This is a genomic window from Kitasatospora sp. NPDC001175, from assembly GCF_053598215.1.
Genome location: NZ_JBSFJU010000030.1, coordinates 37633 through 56595, shown reverse-complemented (window position 1 = coordinate 56595; position 18963 = coordinate 37633). Strand labels below are relative to the sequence as shown.

Genomic DNA, 18963 nt, shown 5'->3' with positions numbered 1-18963 from the left:
GCCGCGCCCGACCGGTTTGCAGCCGGCCGCGGACCGGGTACGAGCCCGGCCGGCCGGCAGCGCCGGAGCCCTGGGAGATGCTCGGCGGGTACTCGCCGGGAGCCGGACTCCGGCCGGGCGGTCCGGGGGTTCAGGCGGAGGAGTCGACATTCGCGCGCAGCCGGGTCAGTTCCTCGCGGAGCCAGCGGTGGATCTCGATCAACTCGTCGCCGAACGCACTGAGTCGCTCGTTCGGTCCGATACGGGTTCCCGGGTCCGATCACCCTACCGATCGGACACGACCGAGGTGGGCGTTGGCTCCTGCTGGCCGGTGCACCCGGATGTCGGGAGTGCCGGACTCCGGAGCCGGACACGTCGTGACCGGCTGAAGACGCCGGGATGCCCCGTCGCTCACCAGGGCCGCCGCGATGTGGACAGCGGACGGCACCTGGTGAGCACCCTTGCCACCGGGCGGGGTCGGCGACCGAGGTCGCAGCAGCAGCGGGTCCGCCGCCCGGTGAGTATGGGACCGGCCGTCCCCCGTGTCGGCCGATGCGTTGACTCTAGGACGGCTGCCCGTCCGGGCGGTACCGCACCGGTGCACGGTTGACCGGGCCGCAACCGTCACCGGTGCACGGTCCGTTCCCCTGACCTGCGGTGACTCGGTGCCGCTGTCAGAGCGGACTTGACGCCGGCCCGGTGGTGGGGCCGGCGGCCGGCTCGGTGAGGTCCAGTTCGCCCCGGACGGCGAAGGCGAGCGCCGTCTCGTACAACCCACCGCCGCCGGCCAGCAGTTGGCGCTGGAGCAGTCGTTCGGCGCTGCGCAGGTGCTCCCTTACGGTCTGCGGGTGCAGCTCCAGCAGCCGGGCGGTCCGCTCGACGCCGGTGTCGACGGTCAGCCAGGTGAGCAGGGTGCCGCGCAGGTCGCGGGTGTCCTCGGTGAGGCGGCGCAGCAGGGCCTCCGCCCAGGCCTGGGCGCCCGCGCCGGCGAGGACGTTCGCCAGGGGTACCGGCCGCTCCGGATCCGGGCGGTGCGAGGAGCCGCAGAGCTGGTCCGGGCCGGCGGCCGAGGAGGCTTGCAGGGCCAGGTGCAGCACCGCCCGTCCGCGCAGCCCTGCGAGGTCCAGGCCGAGCAGGCCGGCCGCACGGTCGAGGCGGGCGCGGACGGTGTTCCGGCTGACCCCGAGGATCTTGGCGGCGCTGGTGGCCGGGAACTCCAGGCCGAGGTGCAGCGTGCCGAGCATCTGGTCCTGGCTCGCGTACGGCAGCGTGTGCAGCGGACGCAGCAGTCCGCCCGCCCAGCGGGCCGCGACCGCGGGGTCGAGGACCTGGGTGAGTCGGCTCTCCGCCGCGTACAGCGCCGAACGGCTCGGTTGCAGCCGAGCCACCGCCAGGGCGCGGGCGGCGTCGCCGTACGAGCCGGCGGTCTGCGCGAGCGGGAGCACCGCGCTGCCGCCCAGGTAGCGCCCGGGGTGCCGGGCGACGAGCGCGCGCAGCGCCGCACCGGCCTTGTCCCACCCGTCCTCGGGCTCCGGGCCGGGGGGACTCTTCAGTGGGGCGACGATGATCAGGTGCTGGTCGTAGGCCGGGCAGCGGACCACCAGTGCCCGCCCGCCGGTCGCCGCCGCGCACTCCCGTGCCAGCCGGTCACGCTCGGCGGCGGGCCCTTCCAGGACGTACACCCGGGCGGTCTCCGCGTCCAGCAGGCCCGGGGAGAGGCCCTCGGCCGTCCGCTGGGCGAGCGTCACCTCACCGCCCATCAGCAGCTGGAACACCGCGACCCGCAGGGCCGCCGCCACCTCGTCGAGGCGCTCGACGTCCGTCCTGGCCGCGCCGAGCTGAAGGATCGGTGCCAGCAGTGCGGCGGTGTGAGCGATCAGCGCGTGGCCGCGGGCGTCGAAGGGGGACGTCCGGCCGACCGCCAGCACCGGGAACGGGCGGCCGGGGCCGATCGCGGTGACTCGTATCCGCAGCTCGCCGTCGTCGATCGCGGCTGAGCCGAGCCGCCCCTGTGCCACCTCCCCGGCCAACTGCCGGGCGGCGGCCAGCACGCTGAACGCCGTGGCGGGGGCGCCGAGCCGACCGAGGCCGGCGGGGCCGCCGGTCAGGGTGACCGCGCCGCCCACCGCCTGGGCCAGCCAGCCGACCAGCCGCTGCGCGCGCCGCTCCGGGGAGCCGTGTTTCCCCGCCAGGGCGAGGAGTTGCTCCAGTTCGGCGAGCCGCTCCCGGGCCTCGCGCAGCCGCTCGTCACCGATCACCTGCGCGATCCGTGCCCAGCACACCTCGGGGGCGACCGTCAGCAGGGCCACGCCGTGCCGTGCGGCCGCCTCGGCCAGGGCGGTCGGCACCGCCTCGGGCCGCTCGGCGGGAACGGCCACCGCCGCCACCCGGGCGGCCGCGAACCGCCCGACGACCCGGGCCGCCCGCCGACCGTCCTCGGCCCAGCCACCGGGTGCGGGATCGACCCGCACCAGCCGGCCGGCGAGCTCCGTGGAGTTCGCGAAGTCCATGACGTCCGTGACCTCCGCGGAGTCCGGGGCCTCCCGCGAGGCGCTCCCGGGTGGGTGGTGGCCGTCGCCCGGCGCGAGCGCCACGCCGACCACCTCCCGCCCCGCTCCGCGCTCGGCGGCACCCGCCGCGAACTCCAGCGACAGCTCCGCCATCGTGGTCAACGAACCGACCGTGGGCACTTGTCCCTCCCTGCGCACCGCAACTGTCCGCGAGATCTGTCCGCCCGCTGCTACCCGAACGACCCGGCCCCACGGTGACCTGTGCAGATGGTACGAAGGAGTGCGGACGGTGGCGCCAGCTGACGGTCGGCTACCCACGGCTCGCCGGTCACTCACGACCGGCCGCCCACCCGCGGCTTCTTCGGCGTCAGAGTCCGCGCAGCCGGCGCAGATAGCCGCGGACCGCCTCCTCGCCGTCCGACCCGGCCGTCAGCGCGATGTGGTTGTCCGGACGGACCAGGACCAGCGCGGGGCCCTCGATCCCGTACGCGCGGCGGGCGTGCCCGTCCTTGTCGTACAGCGGGTCCTCGCCCGCGTCGACGGCGAAACCCCGCACCGGACCGTCGAGTCGCGGAGCCGGGCAGCCGAACGCGAGCAGGGTGAAGTGGCTGCCCGCGAACAGCTCGAAGAGCCGGACAATGCGGCCCTCGCCGTCCGTGAGCGGGGCGTCCGGCGCGCGGTCGCCGGCCTGGAGGACACCGTCGAGGCCGTCCGTCGCCAGGCTGCTCCAGCGGTAGCCGACGTTGAGGCCGGTGGTGTCGTCGGAGCGGACCACCTCGAGGCCGACGCCGGGTGTGCGGGAGCGCTCGGCGACGGTGGTCATCGCGGCCGTGGTGATGTCCAGGGTGCGGGCGGCGACCGGCCGGCGCTCCTCCGGGTAGCTGTCGATCAGCCCGGGACCGGCCTGGCCGGTGAGGACGTAGCCCAGCTTCCAGCCGAGGTTCCAGCCGTCCTGGATGCCGGTGTTCATGCCGAGACCGCCCGCGATCGGGTGGACATGGGCGGCGTCCCCGGCGAGCAGCACCCGGCCGACCCGGTAGCGCTCCGCCAGCCGGACGTTGACCCGCCAGGTGGAGATCCAGCTCGTGCCGACCACCCGCACGTCGGTGCGGCCGGTGTGCTGCTCGATGATGCGCTGGAAGCCCTCCGGCGAGGGCTCCACCGGCCGCCCGTCCGCGTCCCGTTCGGGGTTCGCCTGGAACTGCCAGGTCGTGGTGGACTCGAACGGGTAGAGCAGCAGGGCGCCCTTCGCGCTGAACCACTGGTGCCAGTAGCCCGGTTCGAGCCCTTCCAGCTCGACATCGCCGACCACCATCGCGGTCTCCCGGTCGCCGGACCCCTCGAAGGCGATGCCGAGCCGCTTGCGGACGGTGCTGCGCCCGCCGTCACACCCCACCAGGTAGTCGGCGAGGATCTCCTCGCCGCTCGCCAGCCGGGCGGTGACGCGCGTCTCGTCCTGGTCGAACCCGGCCAGCTCACAGCCGAGTTCGACTTCGACGCCGTACCCGGCCAGCACCTCCCGGAGCGCCTGCTCCACCCTGGTCTGCGGCAGGAACAGCCCGCGCGGGTAAGGGACGTCGGGGGTTCGGCGGATGTCCTCGTGCGGGTCGGTGTCGGTGATGAACTCGCCGTCGAAGTACTTGCGGAACACCTCGCGCTCGCGCCCGGCGCCCAGCAGCCGCTCGGTGATGCCGAAGTCGGCCAGCACCTCCAAGCTGCGCGGATTGAGCCCCTTGCCGCGCGAGCCGGTCTGGAACCCGGGCGACTTCTCGATGACCCTGACGCCCACCCCCTGCCTGGCCAGACTGCACGCCAGTGTGAGGCCGGTCGGCCCGGCCCCCACGATCAGCACGGTCGATGACATGACTGCTGCTCCCTCCCAGAAACGTCGGTGCGGTGCAGTCATCAAATCGCAACTCGGTAAGAACTGCAACCGAGTAACAAAAGTATCCGGGTTATGATTGCCATATGAGCGAACCCGGAGGTCTGCGGACCCTCAAGAAGGAACGCACCCGCAACGCGATCGCCGACGCCGCGATCAGGCTCTTCCTGGCCAACGGGTTCGATCAGGTCTCGGTGGCCGAGATCGCGGCGGCGGCCGAGGTCTCCAAGCCGACCCTGTTCCGGTACTTCGCCAGCAAGGAGGAGCTGGTCCTGCATCAGATCGCGGACCACCAGGGCGAGTTCGGCCGAGTGGTCCGTTCCCGGGCGGCGGGCGAGACTCCGTTGGCGGCCCTGCGACGGCACTACCTGGCGCGGCTGGCCGAGCGCGATCCGATCACCGGCCTGTGCACCGACCCCGAGGTGCTGGCCTTCCGCCGCCTGGTCTACGAGACGCCCAGCCTCTCCTCGCACCTGCTGGACTACATGGCCGCCGACTCCGACGCGCTGGCCCAGGCCCTGGCCGAGGCGGTCACCGAGGCCGGAGGCGCGGCGTCCGAGCTGACCGCCCGGCTGGTGGCGGCCCAGTGCCTCGGCATGCACCAGACCCTGGCGTTCACCAACTGGTCCCGCCTCGCCGCCGGTACGCCGCTGCCCGAGGCCGCCGACCGGGCGGTCGCCGACGCCGATACGGCGTTCGCCCTGCTGGGTTCGGGTGCGGAGGCGTACGGCTACTGATCCCTGCCGAGCCGTGCCCGGTCAGCGGTACTGCTCGAGCACAACGGCAAGGTAGTCCTCCAGGCGGCCCCGCAGCACCTCGGCGGTCAGATCGGTGCGGCCGAGCTCGCGCCACGGAACGGCCACCTTCTCCGCGTCCGGCGCGAAGGCCAGCGCGTCCAGCAGCCGCCAGTACCGCTGGTGCGGGCCCAGCCGCCCACCCGCGGCCAGGTACTCCCGCTCCAGGTGCAGCGCGGTGTCGACGCCGTGCAGCAGGGCGAGTGCGGTGGAGCAGTGGGCGAGGTCCAACTCGGCCGGGCCCCAGGAGGTTTCGACCCAGTCCACCACCCCGCCGATCCGCGGCGTGCCGCCGGTGCCGCCGTCGGTGAAGAGCACGTTCCCCGGGTGGAAGTCCCGGTGCAGGAAGCACCCCCGGAACGGGGGAGCCGGCTGCCGGATCGCATCGACGGCCCGCTGCCACAGCCCGGGCCGCCCGGTCGGCTCGGGTATCCGGACCGAGCCGGGGGTGACCCAGGCCTGGTACGCGCGCGGCCGGTCCGCCCCGGCGGCCGGCGTGCGGTGGATCCGCGCCAACTGGTCGGCCAGCAACGGGATCCGCGCACCCGCCGTCCCCCGGTCCAGTCGCACCGAGCCCGGCAGCAGCGTCATCAGCAGCGAGGGATGGTCGCAGTGCTCGCCGCCGGGATCCACCGCCACCAGCCGCGCCGCCGGAACCGGCCGCCCGGCGAGGCCGTCGAGCAGCCGGAGCACCCCGGACTCCCGGCGCAGCAGCCCGTCCGCGTGCCTGAGGTAGAACGGTCGGACGAACGAGCGCAGCACCAACCGCCGTTCGCCGTCCGGTCCGTGGACGTGCAGTCGGCGCATGGTCGAGGTCCATCCGCCGGCCATCCGCTCGGCCCGCACGATCTCCTCGCCGGGGGCCAGGTGCCGCCGCACCCAGGCGCGGGTCCGCTGCCAGTCTTCGGTCATGTGCGACTCTCCGGTACGGGAGGGCTGTTGGTGCTCCGTCTCCTGGACGGTACAGGGCGGCGCCCGCGGCCCGGCCCGGTCGGGGCGGTGGCGGGATCGGCGGGGACGGTGGGATCGGCACCGCACCCGGGTATGAGTACCGGGCTCGACCCGTGGAGACCGAGTACGCGAGGAGCACACGTGAATGACACATCGCCAGGTGCCGGCACGGCCGTGACCGGGTTACCGCCGCACTCCGTTCCGGGGGTCAAGGACCTGTTCAGTCTGGACCCCGCCGTCGCGCACCTCAACCACGGTTCGTACGGGGCCGTGCCGTTGCCCGTCCAGCGGGCGCAGGCGCTGCTGCGGGCCGAACTGGAGCGGGACCCGGACGGCTTCTTCGCCGACCTGCCCGAGCGGATCGGCCGTGCCCGGGTCCGGGTCGCCGCCGCGCTGGGCGGCCACCCGGACCGGCTGGCGCTGCTCACCAACGTGACCGAGGGCATCGCCGTGGTCCTCGACTCGATCCCGTTCGCCGAGGGGGACGAGATCCTGGTCACCGACCACGGCTACGGCGCGGTGGTCCGGGCGGTGGAACGCCGTGCCGCCGAGACCGGGGCCAAGGTGTGCACGGCCGCGATCCCGCTCGACACCCCGGACGCGGACGGCGTGGCCGAACGGGTGCTGGCGGCGGTCGGCGAGCGCACCAGGGCCGCCGTACTCGACCTGGTCACCTCGCCCACCGCGCGCCAGGTCGTCACCCCGGGCCTGCTCGCCGCACTGGCCGAACGCGGCGTGGTCACCGTGGTCGACGCCGCGCACGCCCCCGGGCACCTGCCGGTGGACCTCGGCGGCGCGGCGGGCGGGGCGGACTTCTGGGTGGGCAACCTGCACAAGTGGGCCTTCGCCCCGCGCGCCACGGCGGTACTCGCGGTGGGCGGCCGGTGGCTGAGGCGAGTGCGGCCGCTGATGCTCTCCTGGGAGCACGACCGGGGCTTCCCCGGCCATGTCGAGTGGCGCGGCACCTGCGACTACACCCCCTGGCTGGCCGCACCCGCCGGGTTCGACCTGCTGGAACGGCTCGGCGTCGACCGGGTGCGCGCCCACAACGAGGCCCTCGCCGCCTACGCAGGGCGGCTGCTGGCGCAGCGGGCCGGGCTGTGCGAACTGCCCGCCATGCCGGGCCTGGCCATGCGCGCGGTACGGCTGCCCGCCGGCCGAGCCGAGACCGAGCAGGACGTCCGGGAGCTGCGCGAGGAGATCCGGCGGCGGCTGGACACCCGGGTGGCGGTGACCCGTTGGCCGGGCGGCGGCGTGCTGCGGATCAGCGCCCAGGTGTACAACTCCGCCGGGGAGTACCTGCGGCTGGCGGAGGGGATCGGTGAACTGCTGCGCACCTGACGGCCGTTGCCGCCGGAGTGCCGGTGCCCGGGCTCGCACCCGCCGCGGGCGGCGCCGGCCCCGTCCGGCCGTCCAGGCCCGCCGCCCGACGGACCTCAGCGGCTGGACGGAGCCGGGGTCTCAGTCCGCCGCGCGGAGTTCGGCGAGCAGGGTGCCCTGGTCGGCGATCAGCTCGGTGAGGATCCGCCGGGCGGCCCGCAGCAGCTCGGCGACGTCCGCCCCGGCCAGGGCGTACACCACTGTGGAGCCCTCCCGGGTGGCCGTCACCAGTCCGTAGCGGCGCAGCTGGGCGAGTTGCTGGGAGAGGTTGGACGGTTCGATGTCGAGCGCTGCCAGCAGGTCGCGGACCGGGGTCGGACCGCTCTGGAGCAGTTCCAGCACCCGGATCCGGACCGGGTGGCCGAGCATCCGGAAGAACTCGGCCTTGGCTTGGTGCAGCGGTACCGGCACGCGGCGCCCCCTTCGGGTCGTGGGACCGGTCAGATCTCCAGGCCGGTCTCGATGCGCCGCAGCTGGTGCCGGGCCATCGCCAGGTTGGCCCGGCCCCGGTTGAGCGCGAGGTAGAGGAACAGGCCCTGGCTGCTCCTCGTGGTGAGCGGCCTGATCAGGTGGTACTGGCTGGAGAGGGTGATGAGGATGTCCTCGATCTCGTTGTCGAGCAGTCCGAGCAGCTCCATCGTGCGCATCTTGGCGCGGACCAGGTCGGTGTTGCCTGCGGCGGCGACGTTGATGTCGAGCTCGCTGTTGTCACCGAGCGTGCCGAGGGCCATGCCGCTGCTGTAGTCCACCAGCGCCACCCCGATCGCGCCGTCGATGCTCATCGCTTCCTTGAGCGCGGTCTCCAGATTTGACATCGCGGTTCCTCCTGTTGCGGACGAGCCCGTTCCCCATCTGCCGGGCTCGGTGGTCCGACTGTAGGTAGCAGTCCGGCGAAGCACGGCAGATGATCGAAACCGATCAAATCTGATCGAAGACCCTTGGGATCGTTATGGTGAGTTGACCGCTTGAAGACATCTGCAACTTCGAACCTGATTGATCGATGACTCTGCGAAGTGTCACGGTCGCGACAGGTAGCCCTGCGCTCCGCCGGGATCCCGCACCGGAAAACAGTGCTATCGATGTCACTTCCGACGGGTAATCTCAGGCTGAGATGCTCGACCACCACATCACCCACACCCGCTGCGCCCCACCGCCGACCCGGTCCGGCCCGGCCCCGCAGCCGCAGGCGTCGCCGTCTGCACCCCCGTCCCGCCCGTACGGGCCCCGCCGGCCCCACGGGACGACGCAGTCCCACGGGAAGAAGAGGTGACGCCGATGAACAGCGCCATGCCCCCATACCCGGAGACCCAGTCCTCCGAGACCGAGCAGCTCAGCCCCGCGGAGGCGTTCGCGGCCTCCCGCCGTCGCGCCAAGGAGCAGGCCACCGCCCTCCACGGGTTCGGGCAGCTGTACGACTTCCCGCTCGACCCCTTCCAGATCGAGGCCTGCCAGGCCCTGGAGGAAGGCACCGGCGTACTGGTCGCCGCCCCCACCGGCTCCGGCAAGACCATCGTCGGCGAGTTCGCCGTCCACCTGGCCCTGCAGGCCGGGCGCAAGTGCTTCTACACCACGCCGATCAAGGCCCTTTCGAACCAGAAGTTCACCGACCTGGTCAAGCGCTACGGCGCCGCCAAGGTCGGCCTGCTCACCGGGGACAACACCGTCAACGGCGACGCACCGATCGTGGTGATGACCACCGAGGTGCTGCGCAACATGCTCTACGCGGGCTCGCAGACCCTCGACGGTCTCGGCTACGTGGTCATGGACGAGGTGCACTACCTCGCCGACCGCTTCCGCGGCGCCGTCTGGGAAGAGGTGATCATCCACCTCCCCGAGTCCGTCACCCTGGTCTCCCTCTCGGCGACCGTCTCCAACGCCGAGGAGTTCGGCGACTGGCTGGACACCGTACGCGGCGGCACCAAGGTCATCGTCTCCGAGCACCGGCCGGTGCCGCTCTGGCAGCACGTGATGGCCGGCAACAGGATGTACGACCTGTTCGCCAGCCCCGACCGCGACGGCCGCCCCAAGGAGCACCTGCGCAACCCCGGCAAGGCCGTCAACCCCGAACTCGTCCGCCTCGCCCGCTCCGAACTGGACCGCAGCCCCCGCGACCGGTTCGGCAAAGGCCGTGGCCGCTCCATGCCGAACGGCCGCCCCGGCCGGGTCTGGACCCCGGGCCGGGTGGACGTCATCGACCGCCTGGACGCCGAGGGCCTGCTGCCCGCGATCACCTTCATCTTCAGCCGGGCCGGCTGCGAGGCAGCCGTCAGCCAGTGCCTCGCCTCCGGGCTGCGCCTCAACCGCGACAGCGAGCGGGCCCAGGTCCGCGAGATCGTCGAGGAGCGCTGCGCCGACATCCCGGACGAGGACCTGCACGTCCTCGGCTACTTCGAGTGGCTGGACGGCCTGGAGCGCGGCATCGCCGCCCACCACGCCGGCATGCTGCCGAGGTTCAAGGAGGTCGTCGAGGAGCTCTTCGTCAAGGGCCTGGTCAAGGCGGTCTTCGCCACCGAGACGCTGGCACTGGGCATCAACATGCCCGCCCGCTCGGTGGTCATGGAGAAGCTGGTCAAGTGGAACGGCGAGACCCACGCCGACATCACCCCCGGCGAGTACACCCAGCTCACCGGCCGGGCCGGCCGCCGCGGCATCGACGTCGAGGGCCACGCCGTCGTGCTCTGGCAGCGCGGCCTCGACCCGGAGGCGCTCGCGGGCCTCGCGGGCACCCGCACCTACCCGCTGAAGTCCTCCTTCCGCCCCTCCTACAACATGGCCGTCAACCTGGTCGGCCAGTTCGGGCGGCACCGCTCGCGGGAACTCCTGGAGACCTCCTTCGCCCAGTTCCAGGCGGACCGCTCGGTGGTCGGCATCGCCCGCCAGGTCCAGCGCAACGAGGAGGGCCTGGACGGCTACCGCGAGGCGATGACCTGCCACCTCGGCGACTTCGAGGAGTACATGGGGCTGCGCCGCGCCCTCAAGGACCGGGAGAACGAACTCGCCCGCGAGGGCACCACCCAGCGCCGCGCCGCCGCCATCGAGGCGATCGAGCAGCTCAGGCCGGGCGACGTCATCCACGTGCCCACCGGCAAGTTCGCCGGGCTCGCCCTGGTCCTCGACCCCGGCCTGCCCCCGGTCAGCCGCTCGGCCCGGGTCAGCCGGCACCCCGACTACCAGGACGGCCCCCGGCCGGTGGTGCTCACCGCCGAACGCCAGGTGAAGCGGCTCGCGATGATCGACTTCCCGTACCCGGTGACCCCCGTCGAGCGGATGCGGATCCCCAAGTCGTTCAACCCGCGCAGCCCGCAGTCCCGCCGCGACCTCGCCTCCGCGCTGCGCACCAAGGCCGGCCACCTGGAGCCCGAGCGCCACCGCAGGGGCCGCGCCGCGGCCGCCGACGACCCCGAGATCACCCGGCTGCGGGCGGAGCTGCGCCGGCACCCCTGCCACGGCTGCGACGAGCGCGAGGACCACGCCCGCTGGTCCGAGCGCTACCACCGGCTGCACCGCGACACCGAGGTCCTGGAGCGCAAGATGCGCTCCCGCACCCACACCATCGCCCGCACCTTCGACCGGGTCTGCGGTCTGCTCACCGACCTCGGCTATCTGCACGGCGACACCGTCACCGAGGACGGCAAGCGCCTCGGCCGGCTCTACGGCGAACTCGACCTGCTCGCTTCCGAGTGCATCCGCGAGGGCGTCTGGAAGGACCTGGGCGCCGCCGAACTCGCCGCCTGCGCCTCGGCGTTGGTCTACGAGGCCCGGCAGTCCGACGACGCCATGGCCCCCCGGGTGCCCGAGGGCAGCACCAAGGAGGCGCTCGGCCGGATGGTCCGCATCTGGGGCCACCTGGACGCGCTGGAGGAGCAGCACCGGATCGACACCGCCGAGGGCGTCGGCCAGCGCGAACCCGACCTGGGCTTCGCCTGGGTCGCCTACCGCTGGGCACTCGGGCACGGCCTGGACTCGGTACTCCGCGACGCTGACATGCCGGCCGGCGACTTCGTCCGCTGGACTAAGCAGCTGATCGACGTGCTCAGCCAGATCCAGGACGCGGCGGGCGAGGACGTCGAGCTGCGGTCCACCGCCCGCAAGGCGGTGGACGGGCTGCGCCGCGGCATCATCGCCTACTCGTCGGTGGGGTAACGGCCGGAGCAGAAAAGCGACTTCAGTGGTGCGGGGAACCGCACCCCTGAAGTCGCCTTCACCGAGGGCGTTCTCGCTGAGGTCGCCGCGCGGTACTGACCCCCGGTCGGTTCGTCAGTTCAGCTGGAAGGTGGCCTCGACCGGGTAGTGGTCGCTCGGTGCGTTGGTGTCCAGCTGGCCGGCGCTCCAGCCGGCCTGCGGGTCGAAGTCCACCCGGACGTTCGGCAGGGCGAGCGGGGCCGGGCGGCCGGGCGCGTTCAGGTAGCCGAGGTAGTCCAGGTCGTCCCGGTAGTCCTTCGGGAAGGTCTCCACGCCCGCCATGTACTGGCACCAGGCGGAGACCGAGCAGTCCATGGTGGTCCAGGTCTGGTCGGGGTCGGTGGCCGGGGTGCCGAGGACGCCGTTCACCGCGTTCTGGGCGTTCGCGAAGTCCCCGCGCGACTGGCCGTGGTAGTACTCGACGTTGAGGTCCCCGCCGATCAGCACGGGCGCGGAGCTGCCCGCGATGCCGTCCGCCCAGGCCCGGATCTCGGCGAGCTGGCCGAGCCGGGTGGACTGCGTGGTGTCGGTGGAGACGTCCGACTCGTCCGCCTGCAGGTGGGTGCCGACCACCCAGCTCTTGGTCCCGCCCTTGTCGATCTGGACCAGCGCCGCGCCCTTGTCGGCGTGGTAGTCCCAAGTGCCGTGGGTGGAGTTGCTGAAGACGTGCGCGTACTGGGCGGTGATCGGGTACTTGGACAGGATCATCGTCCCGCCGTTGATCACGAACCAGGAGCTGGAGCAGTTCCCGCTGATCCCGTTCCAACCGCCGCCCGAACAGGTCTGGCCGACCACCGGGGTGCGGTACGGGTAGAGGTCGGCCAGCTTGCTGTTGATGTCGGCGGTCGAGGTGTTGTTGAAGTTCTCGTCCAGGATCACCACGTCGGCGTTGTGCTGGCGGATGATCGACTCGATCACCGGAGTCCGCTTGGCCGCCTGCTCGTTCTGCGTGCTGTCGACGACCGCGGTGCCGAGGTCGACGTTCCAGGCGAAGACCGACAGGGTGGTGCCGGTGGCGGCGGCCGCCGACGGGGCGGCGGCGGTGCTGCCGAACAGCGTGGCCGCTGCCGCGACGGAGGTGAGGGCGGCAGCCGAACGACGCGAGATCATGCGTTCTCCTGAGCGTGGGAAGACCCCGGGCCCGCGGCCGCCGAAGCAGCCGGGGCATGACAGGGGGAGACCCTAGCTACCCGCCGGTACGCCTTTCAGTACCTTCGGGGGAACGCCAACGGATCATTCTGTGGCGGAAACGTGTATGACCAACTTCCGTTGTCCCGTGGCGAGGCCGGGCGTTCGCGGGAACGGGGCGGCCCGTCCTGGGCCGGCCCAACCCTCCCGCGCGCCACGGCTGCGCGGCCGGCCTACGCGCCGGCGAGCACGCCGAGCAGCCGCTCCAGCGAGCCGCCCAGCCCCCAGCGGGCCGAGAGCTCCTCCAGCGTCATCGGGTCCAGCGGCTCGCGCGGCAGTGTGGCGTCCACCGCGGGCAGCGGTACGTCGACGGCCACCCGGACCACCTTCGGTGCGACGTCGAGATAGGCCGAGCCCTCCAGCAGGTTCTTCCGCCGGGCCGGGGTGAGCCGCGAGGCCGGGTCCAGCGCCGACGCGCGGACGGCGGCCAAGTCGCCGTACTCCCGCAGCAGTTGCGAAGCCGTCTTCTCGCCGACCCCCTTCACCCCCGGCAGCCCGTCGCTCGGGTCCCCCCGCAGCGCGGCCAGATCGGCGTACGAGGCGCCGGTGACGCCGTACTTCTCCAGCAGTACCGCGTCGTCGGTGCGCTGCGCGGAGCCGACCCCCTTCAACGGGTAGAGGACGGTGATCTCCCTTGCGTCGTCCACCAGTTGGAAGAGGTCGCGGTCGCCGGTGACGATCTCCACCGGGCCGGTGGCACGGGCGGTGAGGGAGCCGATCACGTCGTCGGCCTCGTAACCGGGGACGCCGATCCGGGCGATGCCGAGGGCGTCGAGCACCTGCTCGATCACCGGTACCTGGGGTGCGAGGGTGTCCGGGATCTCCTCCTCGCCCTCGGTGGACTCCTCCGCCACCCGGTGGGTCTTGTAGGACGGGATGAGGTCCACCCGCCACTGCGGCCGCCAGTCGGCGTCCATGCAGGCGACCAACTGGTCGGGGCGGTGGTCCTGGACCAGGCGGGCGATGAAGTCGAGTAGCCCGCGAACGGCGTTCACGGGCTGCCCGTCCGGGGACTTCACCGACTCCGGCACGCCGAAGTAGGCACGGAAGTAGAGGCTCGCCGTGTCGAGCAGCATCAGTCGCGGTGCGGTCACCCTCCAGATGATGCCGTACCGCCGCGGCTGCGACTCGCCCGCTCGCCTCCGGGCGCTCCGACCCGGCGGACCGACCGCTCAGTGCTCGTGCGGACCGCTGCGGTGGACCGGGCCGTGCGAGTCGGCGCAGTGGTCGGCCGGGTCGGCACCGGGGGCCTGGGAGATCTGCAGCAGCTCCTGCGAGGCGTCCTCGCCGACGTGGTCGACCTGCAGGGTGGCGTGGGTGATCCGGTAGTCCTCGCGCAGCCGCCGCTGGAGCTCACGGCGCACGGCGTGGCAGTCGCCGCCCGGGGTGACCAGGATGTGCGCGGAGAGGGCTGGCTGTCCGGAGGTGATCTCCCAGATGTGCAGGTCGTGGATCTCCTCGACCTGGGGGGAGGCCACCAGCTGGTCGGCGATCGCATCCGGGTCGATGCCGGCGGGCGCGGCCTCCAGGAAGATCCGGCCGGAGTCGCGGACCAGGCCCACTCCCGCCTTAAGCATCAGCGCGACCACGATCAGCGAGGCGATGGCGTCCGCCTGGTGGAAGCCGGTGGCCAGCACCACGGCACCGGAGATCGCGGTGGCGATGAACGCGTAGAGGTCGGTGAGCACGTGCTGGAAGGCGCCCTCGACGTTCAGCGAGGAGCGGTTGGCCTTCGACATGCACCAGGCCGCCGCGATGTTGACCACGATTCCGACCAGGGCGGTGACCAGCACCAGCGAGCCGGTCACCTCCGGTGGCGAGATCAGCCGCCGGATCGCCTCGTACCCGAGCCAGGCCGACAGCAGTAGCAGGGTGATGCCGTTGGCCTGGGCTGAGAGGATCTCGGCGCGCTTGAGCCCGTAGGTGAACCCGCCCCGGGCCGGGCGCGCGGCGAGCCGCATGGCGACCAGGGCCAGCACGATCGATGCCGCGTCGGTCAGCATGTGGGCGGCGTCCGAGATCAGCGCCAGCGACCTGGCGGCGAAGCCGACCACCACCTCGCCCGCCATGAAGACGACGATCAGGGTCAGCGCGCTGACCAGCCAGCGGCGGTCGGCGTCCGCGGCCACCCCGTGCGAGTGGCCGCCGTGGCCCCCGTGCGAGTGGCCGTGGCCGTCATGCGCGTGGTCGTGATCGTGGGCGTGCGCGGCCATCGATAGTCCTCTCCCGAGCGCTGAAGCACCAAGGGCCGCCGGTCGGCCCGCACACGAAGTGAACCCCAGATCGTAGGAAGATCCAAAGGCTGCACTGGTGACCGTTGTCGTTCCCGTTGGCGCCGCCGTCTGTGCAGGTCAGCGGCTTGATGAGGATCGGCGGCCGAGATCACTCCAGGACCGGCAGCAGCCCGGCGGGCCGCCCCTGGGCCCGAGCCACCACCGCGGCGCCGACCAGTGCCTGCAGCACCCGCAGGTCCTCGCCCTGCTCGGGGTGCCACTGCACCCCGAGGGTGAACCCGCCGCCCTCGACGGCCTCGACGGTGCCGTCCTCGGCGTACGCGGAGACGGTCAGCCCGGTGCCGAGCCGGTCCACCGCCTGGTGGTGGTAGGTCGGGACGGACACCTCGGTCTCCGGCAGCAGCCCGGCCAGCAGCGTCCCCGGTACCGGTCGGACGGTGTGCCGTCCGTACCCCTTGGGAGAGCCAAGGTGTGCCTCGCCGTGCTCCAGGTGCTGGATCAGCGTGCCGCCGAGGACCACGTTCAGCAGCTGCATGCCCCGGCAGATGCCCAGGAGCGGCAGTCCGGCGGCCAGGGCCGCGCGCAGCAGGGCGAGCTCCCAGGCGTCACGCTCCGGGGTGACCGCGCGGGTCCTCGGGTGCGGCTCGGCGTCGTAGTAGGCGGGGTGGAGATCCGGTCCGCCGGAGACCACCAGTGCGTCCAGGCGGGTCAGCGCCTCGGGGGCGCGCTGCGGCGAGTCGGGTGGGAGGAGGAAGGCGATTCCGCCGGTGGCCTGGACCATAGCGGGGTAGCGGGCGGAGAGCAGGACGGCGCGCTGCCGGTCCCAGCTGTCCCAGATCGCCTCGGTGAGGTGGGTGCTGATGCCGATCACGGGTCTGGTCGTCATGTCCGGATTCTCCCGTTCCGGATGCTGACCCGCAGTCAATATGCGGCTGTCCGGGCGCGCCTGGCGGTAGGGTCCGGATTAGCCGTTCGTGGCGATCCGTCGATTTCTCATCGGAATCTCATCGGAAAAGCGCGGAATGGCCGTCCTGCTGATATCGCACTTATCCGGAACCGTTTAGATTCTTGAGGGTGAGCGAGCAGATCCCCGCCGGGTGGTACCCGGACCCGCAGGACACCACCAGTGAGCCCCGCCCCGAGCGGTGGTGGGACGGGAGGGGTTGGACGGCCACCACCCGCCCGGGGCCCGCCACCCAGCCGGGGCCGCGGCCCGAGTCCACGGCGGATCAGCAGGTGCTGGTCGGCGAGGTGCTGTCCGGTGGTCCGACGGTCCGCTATCCCGAGCTGCCGGTGGCCGACGCCGGGACCGGGTACGGACCGGGCGTCCCGCACACCCGCAGGAAGCCGCCGAAGACGGTGGCGATCGCCGCCACCGTGGCCGCGCTCGCCGGTCTGGCCGTCGGCTCGGGCGTCACCTACCTGGCCATGGACCACAAGTCGAACCCGACCGCGGCGGCGCACCCCGCCCGGGCCAAGCGCGGCAACGGCTTCGGCGGCCCCGGGCTCAACGGTGGCGGTCCCGGGCTCAACGGCGGAGGCTCCAACGGTGGCGGTCCCGGGCTCAACGGTGGCGGCTCCTCCAACGGTGGCGGTCCCGGGCTCAACGGCGGAGGCTCGAACGGCGGGAGCCCCGGCCTCGGCGGCGGTCCCGGTGGTGGCGGCGGCTCCAATGGCGGCGGCCTCGGCGGCGGTCCCGGTGGGGGCGGCGGCCTCGGTGGCGGTTCGACCGGCAAGGTCGCCGTGGACATCGTCAACGGAATCAGCCTCCCGGTCCCGTCCGGCTGGAAGGGCGGCACCACCGACAACGGCTTCGCCGGGCTCATCATCGGCTCGTACACCTGCGCCGACGGCCAGAACACCTGCACCCTCGGTGGGGTGACGACCGGCCGGCTGGACGGCACCGACCCCAAGGCGGCCGCCGAGCAGGACATCGCCGCCGCCGCCAAGGAGTCGTACGGCACGATCAAGGGGCACCAGGAACTGAAGTCCGAGGCCGTCACGGTGAACGGGAGCAGCGGCTACCTGGTCCGCTGGAAGGTCTCCGCGCAGCAGGGCAACGACGGCTACGTGGAGACCGTGGTCTTCCCCGGCGGCAACGGCAAGTCCCTGGCCTCGGTCCACCTCGGCTTCGACATTGCCGACAAGGCTCCGTCCGTGGACCAGATGGACTCCATCGTCAACGGCATCACCGCCTACACCGGCGGCCGCGGCAACGGCGGACCGGCCACCGGAACCAGCGCCTGATCCGGGCCGGCGGCCAAGCGGTTCCGCAAAGGCGGGGCCACCCGGCCGCCGGGGCGCGCTTCCGGATGCTGAGACCGGCCGGCCATAGGGCCCGCGGCGTCGCGTGCCGATAGCCCGCCCTCCCCTGCCCTCCATCGGCAGGGGGAACCTACAGGTCGGAGGCCGGGGGTGAGGGGCCCCCGGACGCGCATCCGCCGTCGCGCAGCGCCGCTGCGCTCTCCTCACGATGCTCTGGCGTTGCTGGCGCGCCACCTCGGCCGGGTCCTGGTCGGACAGCACCGCCACCGCCTGCCCCTCGCCGAACTCGCCGAGGGGCAGGCGGCGTTGGCCGCTCTCCGGAACGGCGGCCGAGTGGTGCGGCGGGGGGCGCTGCTCAGAGGAAGTTCTGCCCCTCACCGCGGTAGGTCGGTACGGTGCGCACCACCCGGTCGTCCTCGACCAGGTGCAACTGGTCGAAGCGTTCGCACAGTTCGCCGGCCTTGGCGTGCCGGAACCAGACCCGGTCGCCGATCAGCAGATCGTCCGCCGCCGGACCCAGCAGCGGGGTCTGCACCTCGCCTGCGCCCTCCTGCGGGTCGTACCTGAGCCCCTCGGGCAGGTAGGGGACGGGGGAGCGGTCCGCCCCCGCCGGGCCGGAGGCCGGGTAGCCGCCGCCGAGCACCGTCACCACGCCGACCCCGGGTCGGCGGACCACCGGCTGGGCGAACAGCGCGGCCGGACGGCCTTGGAAGCAACGGTAGTTGTCGAAGAGTCGAGGAAGGTACAGCCCGGACCCGGCGGCCACCTCGGTGACCGCCCGTTCAACCGTCGTGGACTCCACGCTGCCGGTGCCGCCGCCGTTGACGAACTCCAGCTCCGCGACCCGGCGCAGCGCGCGCACCGTCGCGGCCCGACGCTCGGCCAGCTCGGTCCTGGCCTTCGCCTGCACCAGCTGAACGGCCCTGGAACGTACCGGCCGGCCCGGGATCAGGTCGCCGACGCCCGCGACATGCCCCTCGTACGCCATCAGCCCCACCACCCGGAATCCCGGGCGGCGCTGGACCAGTTCGGCGAACGCACCCAGGGCCTCCGGGGTGCGCAGCGGGGAGCGCCGGGCGCCGATCCGGATCCGGCCACCCAGCAGGTGCAGCGAGGTGTCCAACTCCAGGCAGACCCGCACCTCCTCGCTGCCCTCGCGGGCGGCGTCCACCAGATCCAGCTGCGCGGGATCGTCGACGACCACGGTCACGGCGGAGGCCAACTTGGGATCGCTGGTCAGCAGGCCGAAGTTGGCGCGGTCCGCCGACGGGTACGCGAGCAGGACGTCGGCGAAACCGGAGCGGGCCAGCCAGATCGACTCGGCCAGCGTGTAGCTCATGATCCCGGCGAAGCCCTGCACGGCCAGCACCCGTTCCAGCAGGGCCCGGCAGCGCACGGACTTGCTCGCCACCCGGATCGGCTTCCCGGCTGCGCGGCGCACCAGGTCGGCGGCGTTGGCGTCGAAGGCGGCCAGATCGACGATGGCCAGCGGTGCGTCGAGGTGCGCGGTGGCCCGGTCGTAACGGGCCCGGTCAGAGGCCGTCCCGGCGGCGGGCCCGGCGGCGAGGAGGGTGACCATGCGCGGCAGCGTCCCACAC

General features: G+C 72.8%; 14 protein-coding genes. 4 read left to right on the top strand and 10 right to left on the bottom strand.

From position 1 onward, the window contains the following. Positions 1-653: 653 nt before the first annotated feature. Positions 654-2642, bottom strand: a complete 1989-nt coding sequence (locus ACWDAK_RS21975) for a helix-turn-helix domain-containing protein (protein ID WP_427394484.1) — start codon at positions 2640-2642, stop codon at positions 654-656. 214 nt (positions 2643-2856) lie between these two features. After that, entirely contained in the window at positions 2857-4353 is a 1497-nt protein-coding gene (locus ACWDAK_RS21970) for an FAD-dependent monooxygenase (RefSeq protein ID WP_427394462.1), read from the bottom strand. Positions 4354-4457: 104 nt separating this feature from the next. On the opposite strand from ACWDAK_RS21970, the gene ACWDAK_RS21965 reads away from it, so the two are divergent. After that, positions 4458-5108, top strand: a complete 651-nt coding sequence (locus ACWDAK_RS21965; RefSeq protein ID WP_344635470.1) for a TetR/AcrR family transcriptional regulator — start codon at positions 4458-4460, stop codon at positions 5106-5108. Positions 5109-5129: 21 nt separating this feature from the next. Here ACWDAK_RS21965 and ACWDAK_RS21960 read toward each other — a convergent pair whose 3' ends face one another. After that, the gene (locus ACWDAK_RS21960; protein WP_427394463.1) at positions 5130-6077 is read right to left on the bottom strand and encodes a phosphotransferase family protein; all 948 of its coding nucleotides are present in this window, start codon (positions 6075-6077) and stop codon (positions 5130-5132) included. 180 nt (positions 6078-6257) lie between these two features. Between ACWDAK_RS21960 and ACWDAK_RS21955 the strand changes: the two genes are divergently transcribed. After that, positions 6258-7457 carry an aminotransferase class V-fold PLP-dependent enzyme gene (locus tag ACWDAK_RS21955; protein WP_427394464.1) on the top strand — a complete coding sequence of 400 codons (1200 nt, stop codon included), beginning with the start codon at positions 6258-6260 and terminating at the stop codon, positions 7455-7457. A 120-nt stretch (positions 7458-7577) separates the two neighbouring features. On the opposite strand, the gene ACWDAK_RS21950 is transcribed toward ACWDAK_RS21955, so the two are convergent. Continuing rightward, entirely contained in the window at positions 7578-7907 is a 330-nt protein-coding gene (locus tag ACWDAK_RS21950) for an ArsR/SmtB family transcription factor (RefSeq protein WP_344635467.1), read from the bottom strand. Between the two features lie 29 nt (positions 7908-7936). Next, positions 7937-8311 carry a hypothetical protein gene (locus tag ACWDAK_RS21945; protein ID WP_344635466.1) on the bottom strand — a complete coding sequence of 125 codons (375 nt, stop codon included), beginning with the start codon at positions 8309-8311 and terminating at the stop codon, positions 7937-7939. Between the two features lie 460 nt (positions 8312-8771). Here ACWDAK_RS21945 and ACWDAK_RS21940 point away from each other — a divergent pair, with 460 nt between their 5' ends. Beyond that, the gene (locus ACWDAK_RS21940; protein WP_344635465.1) at positions 8772-11639 is read left to right on the top strand and encodes a DEAD/DEAH box helicase; all 2868 of its coding nucleotides are present in this window, start codon (positions 8772-8774) and stop codon (positions 11637-11639) included. 114 nt (positions 11640-11753) lie between these two features. Here ACWDAK_RS21940 and ACWDAK_RS21935 read toward each other — a convergent pair whose 3' ends face one another. From ACWDAK_RS21935 to ACWDAK_RS21920, 4 genes are all read right to left on the bottom strand, one after another. Beyond that, on the bottom strand, positions 11754-12788 hold the full coding sequence (locus ACWDAK_RS21935) for a sphingomyelin phosphodiesterase (RefSeq protein ID WP_427394465.1): 1035 nt from the start codon (positions 12786-12788) through the stop codon (positions 11754-11756). 251 nt (positions 12789-13039) lie between these two features. Next, positions 13040-13942, bottom strand: coding sequence for a 5'-3' exonuclease (locus ACWDAK_RS21930; RefSeq protein WP_427394485.1), 903 nt, complete (start codon positions 13940-13942; stop codon positions 13040-13042). Between the two features lie 96 nt (positions 13943-14038). Continuing rightward, entirely contained in the window at positions 14039-15079 is a 1041-nt protein-coding gene (locus tag ACWDAK_RS21925; RefSeq protein WP_344635463.1) for a cation diffusion facilitator family transporter, read from the bottom strand. A gap of 169 nt (positions 15080-15248) precedes the next feature. Then, positions 15249-15986 carry a gamma-glutamyl-gamma-aminobutyrate hydrolase family protein gene (locus ACWDAK_RS21920; protein ID WP_344635462.1) on the bottom strand — a complete coding sequence of 246 codons (738 nt, stop codon included), beginning with the start codon at positions 15984-15986 and terminating at the stop codon, positions 15249-15251. 188 nt (positions 15987-16174) lie between these two features. Between ACWDAK_RS21920 and ACWDAK_RS21915 the strand changes: the two genes are divergently transcribed. Continuing rightward, positions 16175-17347 carry a DUF2510 domain-containing protein gene (locus ACWDAK_RS21915; RefSeq protein WP_427394466.1) on the top strand — a complete coding sequence of 391 codons (1173 nt, stop codon included), beginning with the start codon at positions 16175-16177 and terminating at the stop codon, positions 17345-17347. Between the two features lie 373 nt (positions 17348-17720). Here the strand turns inward: ACWDAK_RS21915 and ACWDAK_RS21910 are convergent, their stop codons facing one another. Next, positions 17721-18944, bottom strand: a complete 1224-nt coding sequence (locus ACWDAK_RS21910; RefSeq protein ID WP_344635460.1) for an amino acid deaminase/aldolase — start codon at positions 18942-18944, stop codon at positions 17721-17723. Positions 18945-18963 lie beyond the last annotated feature (19 nt).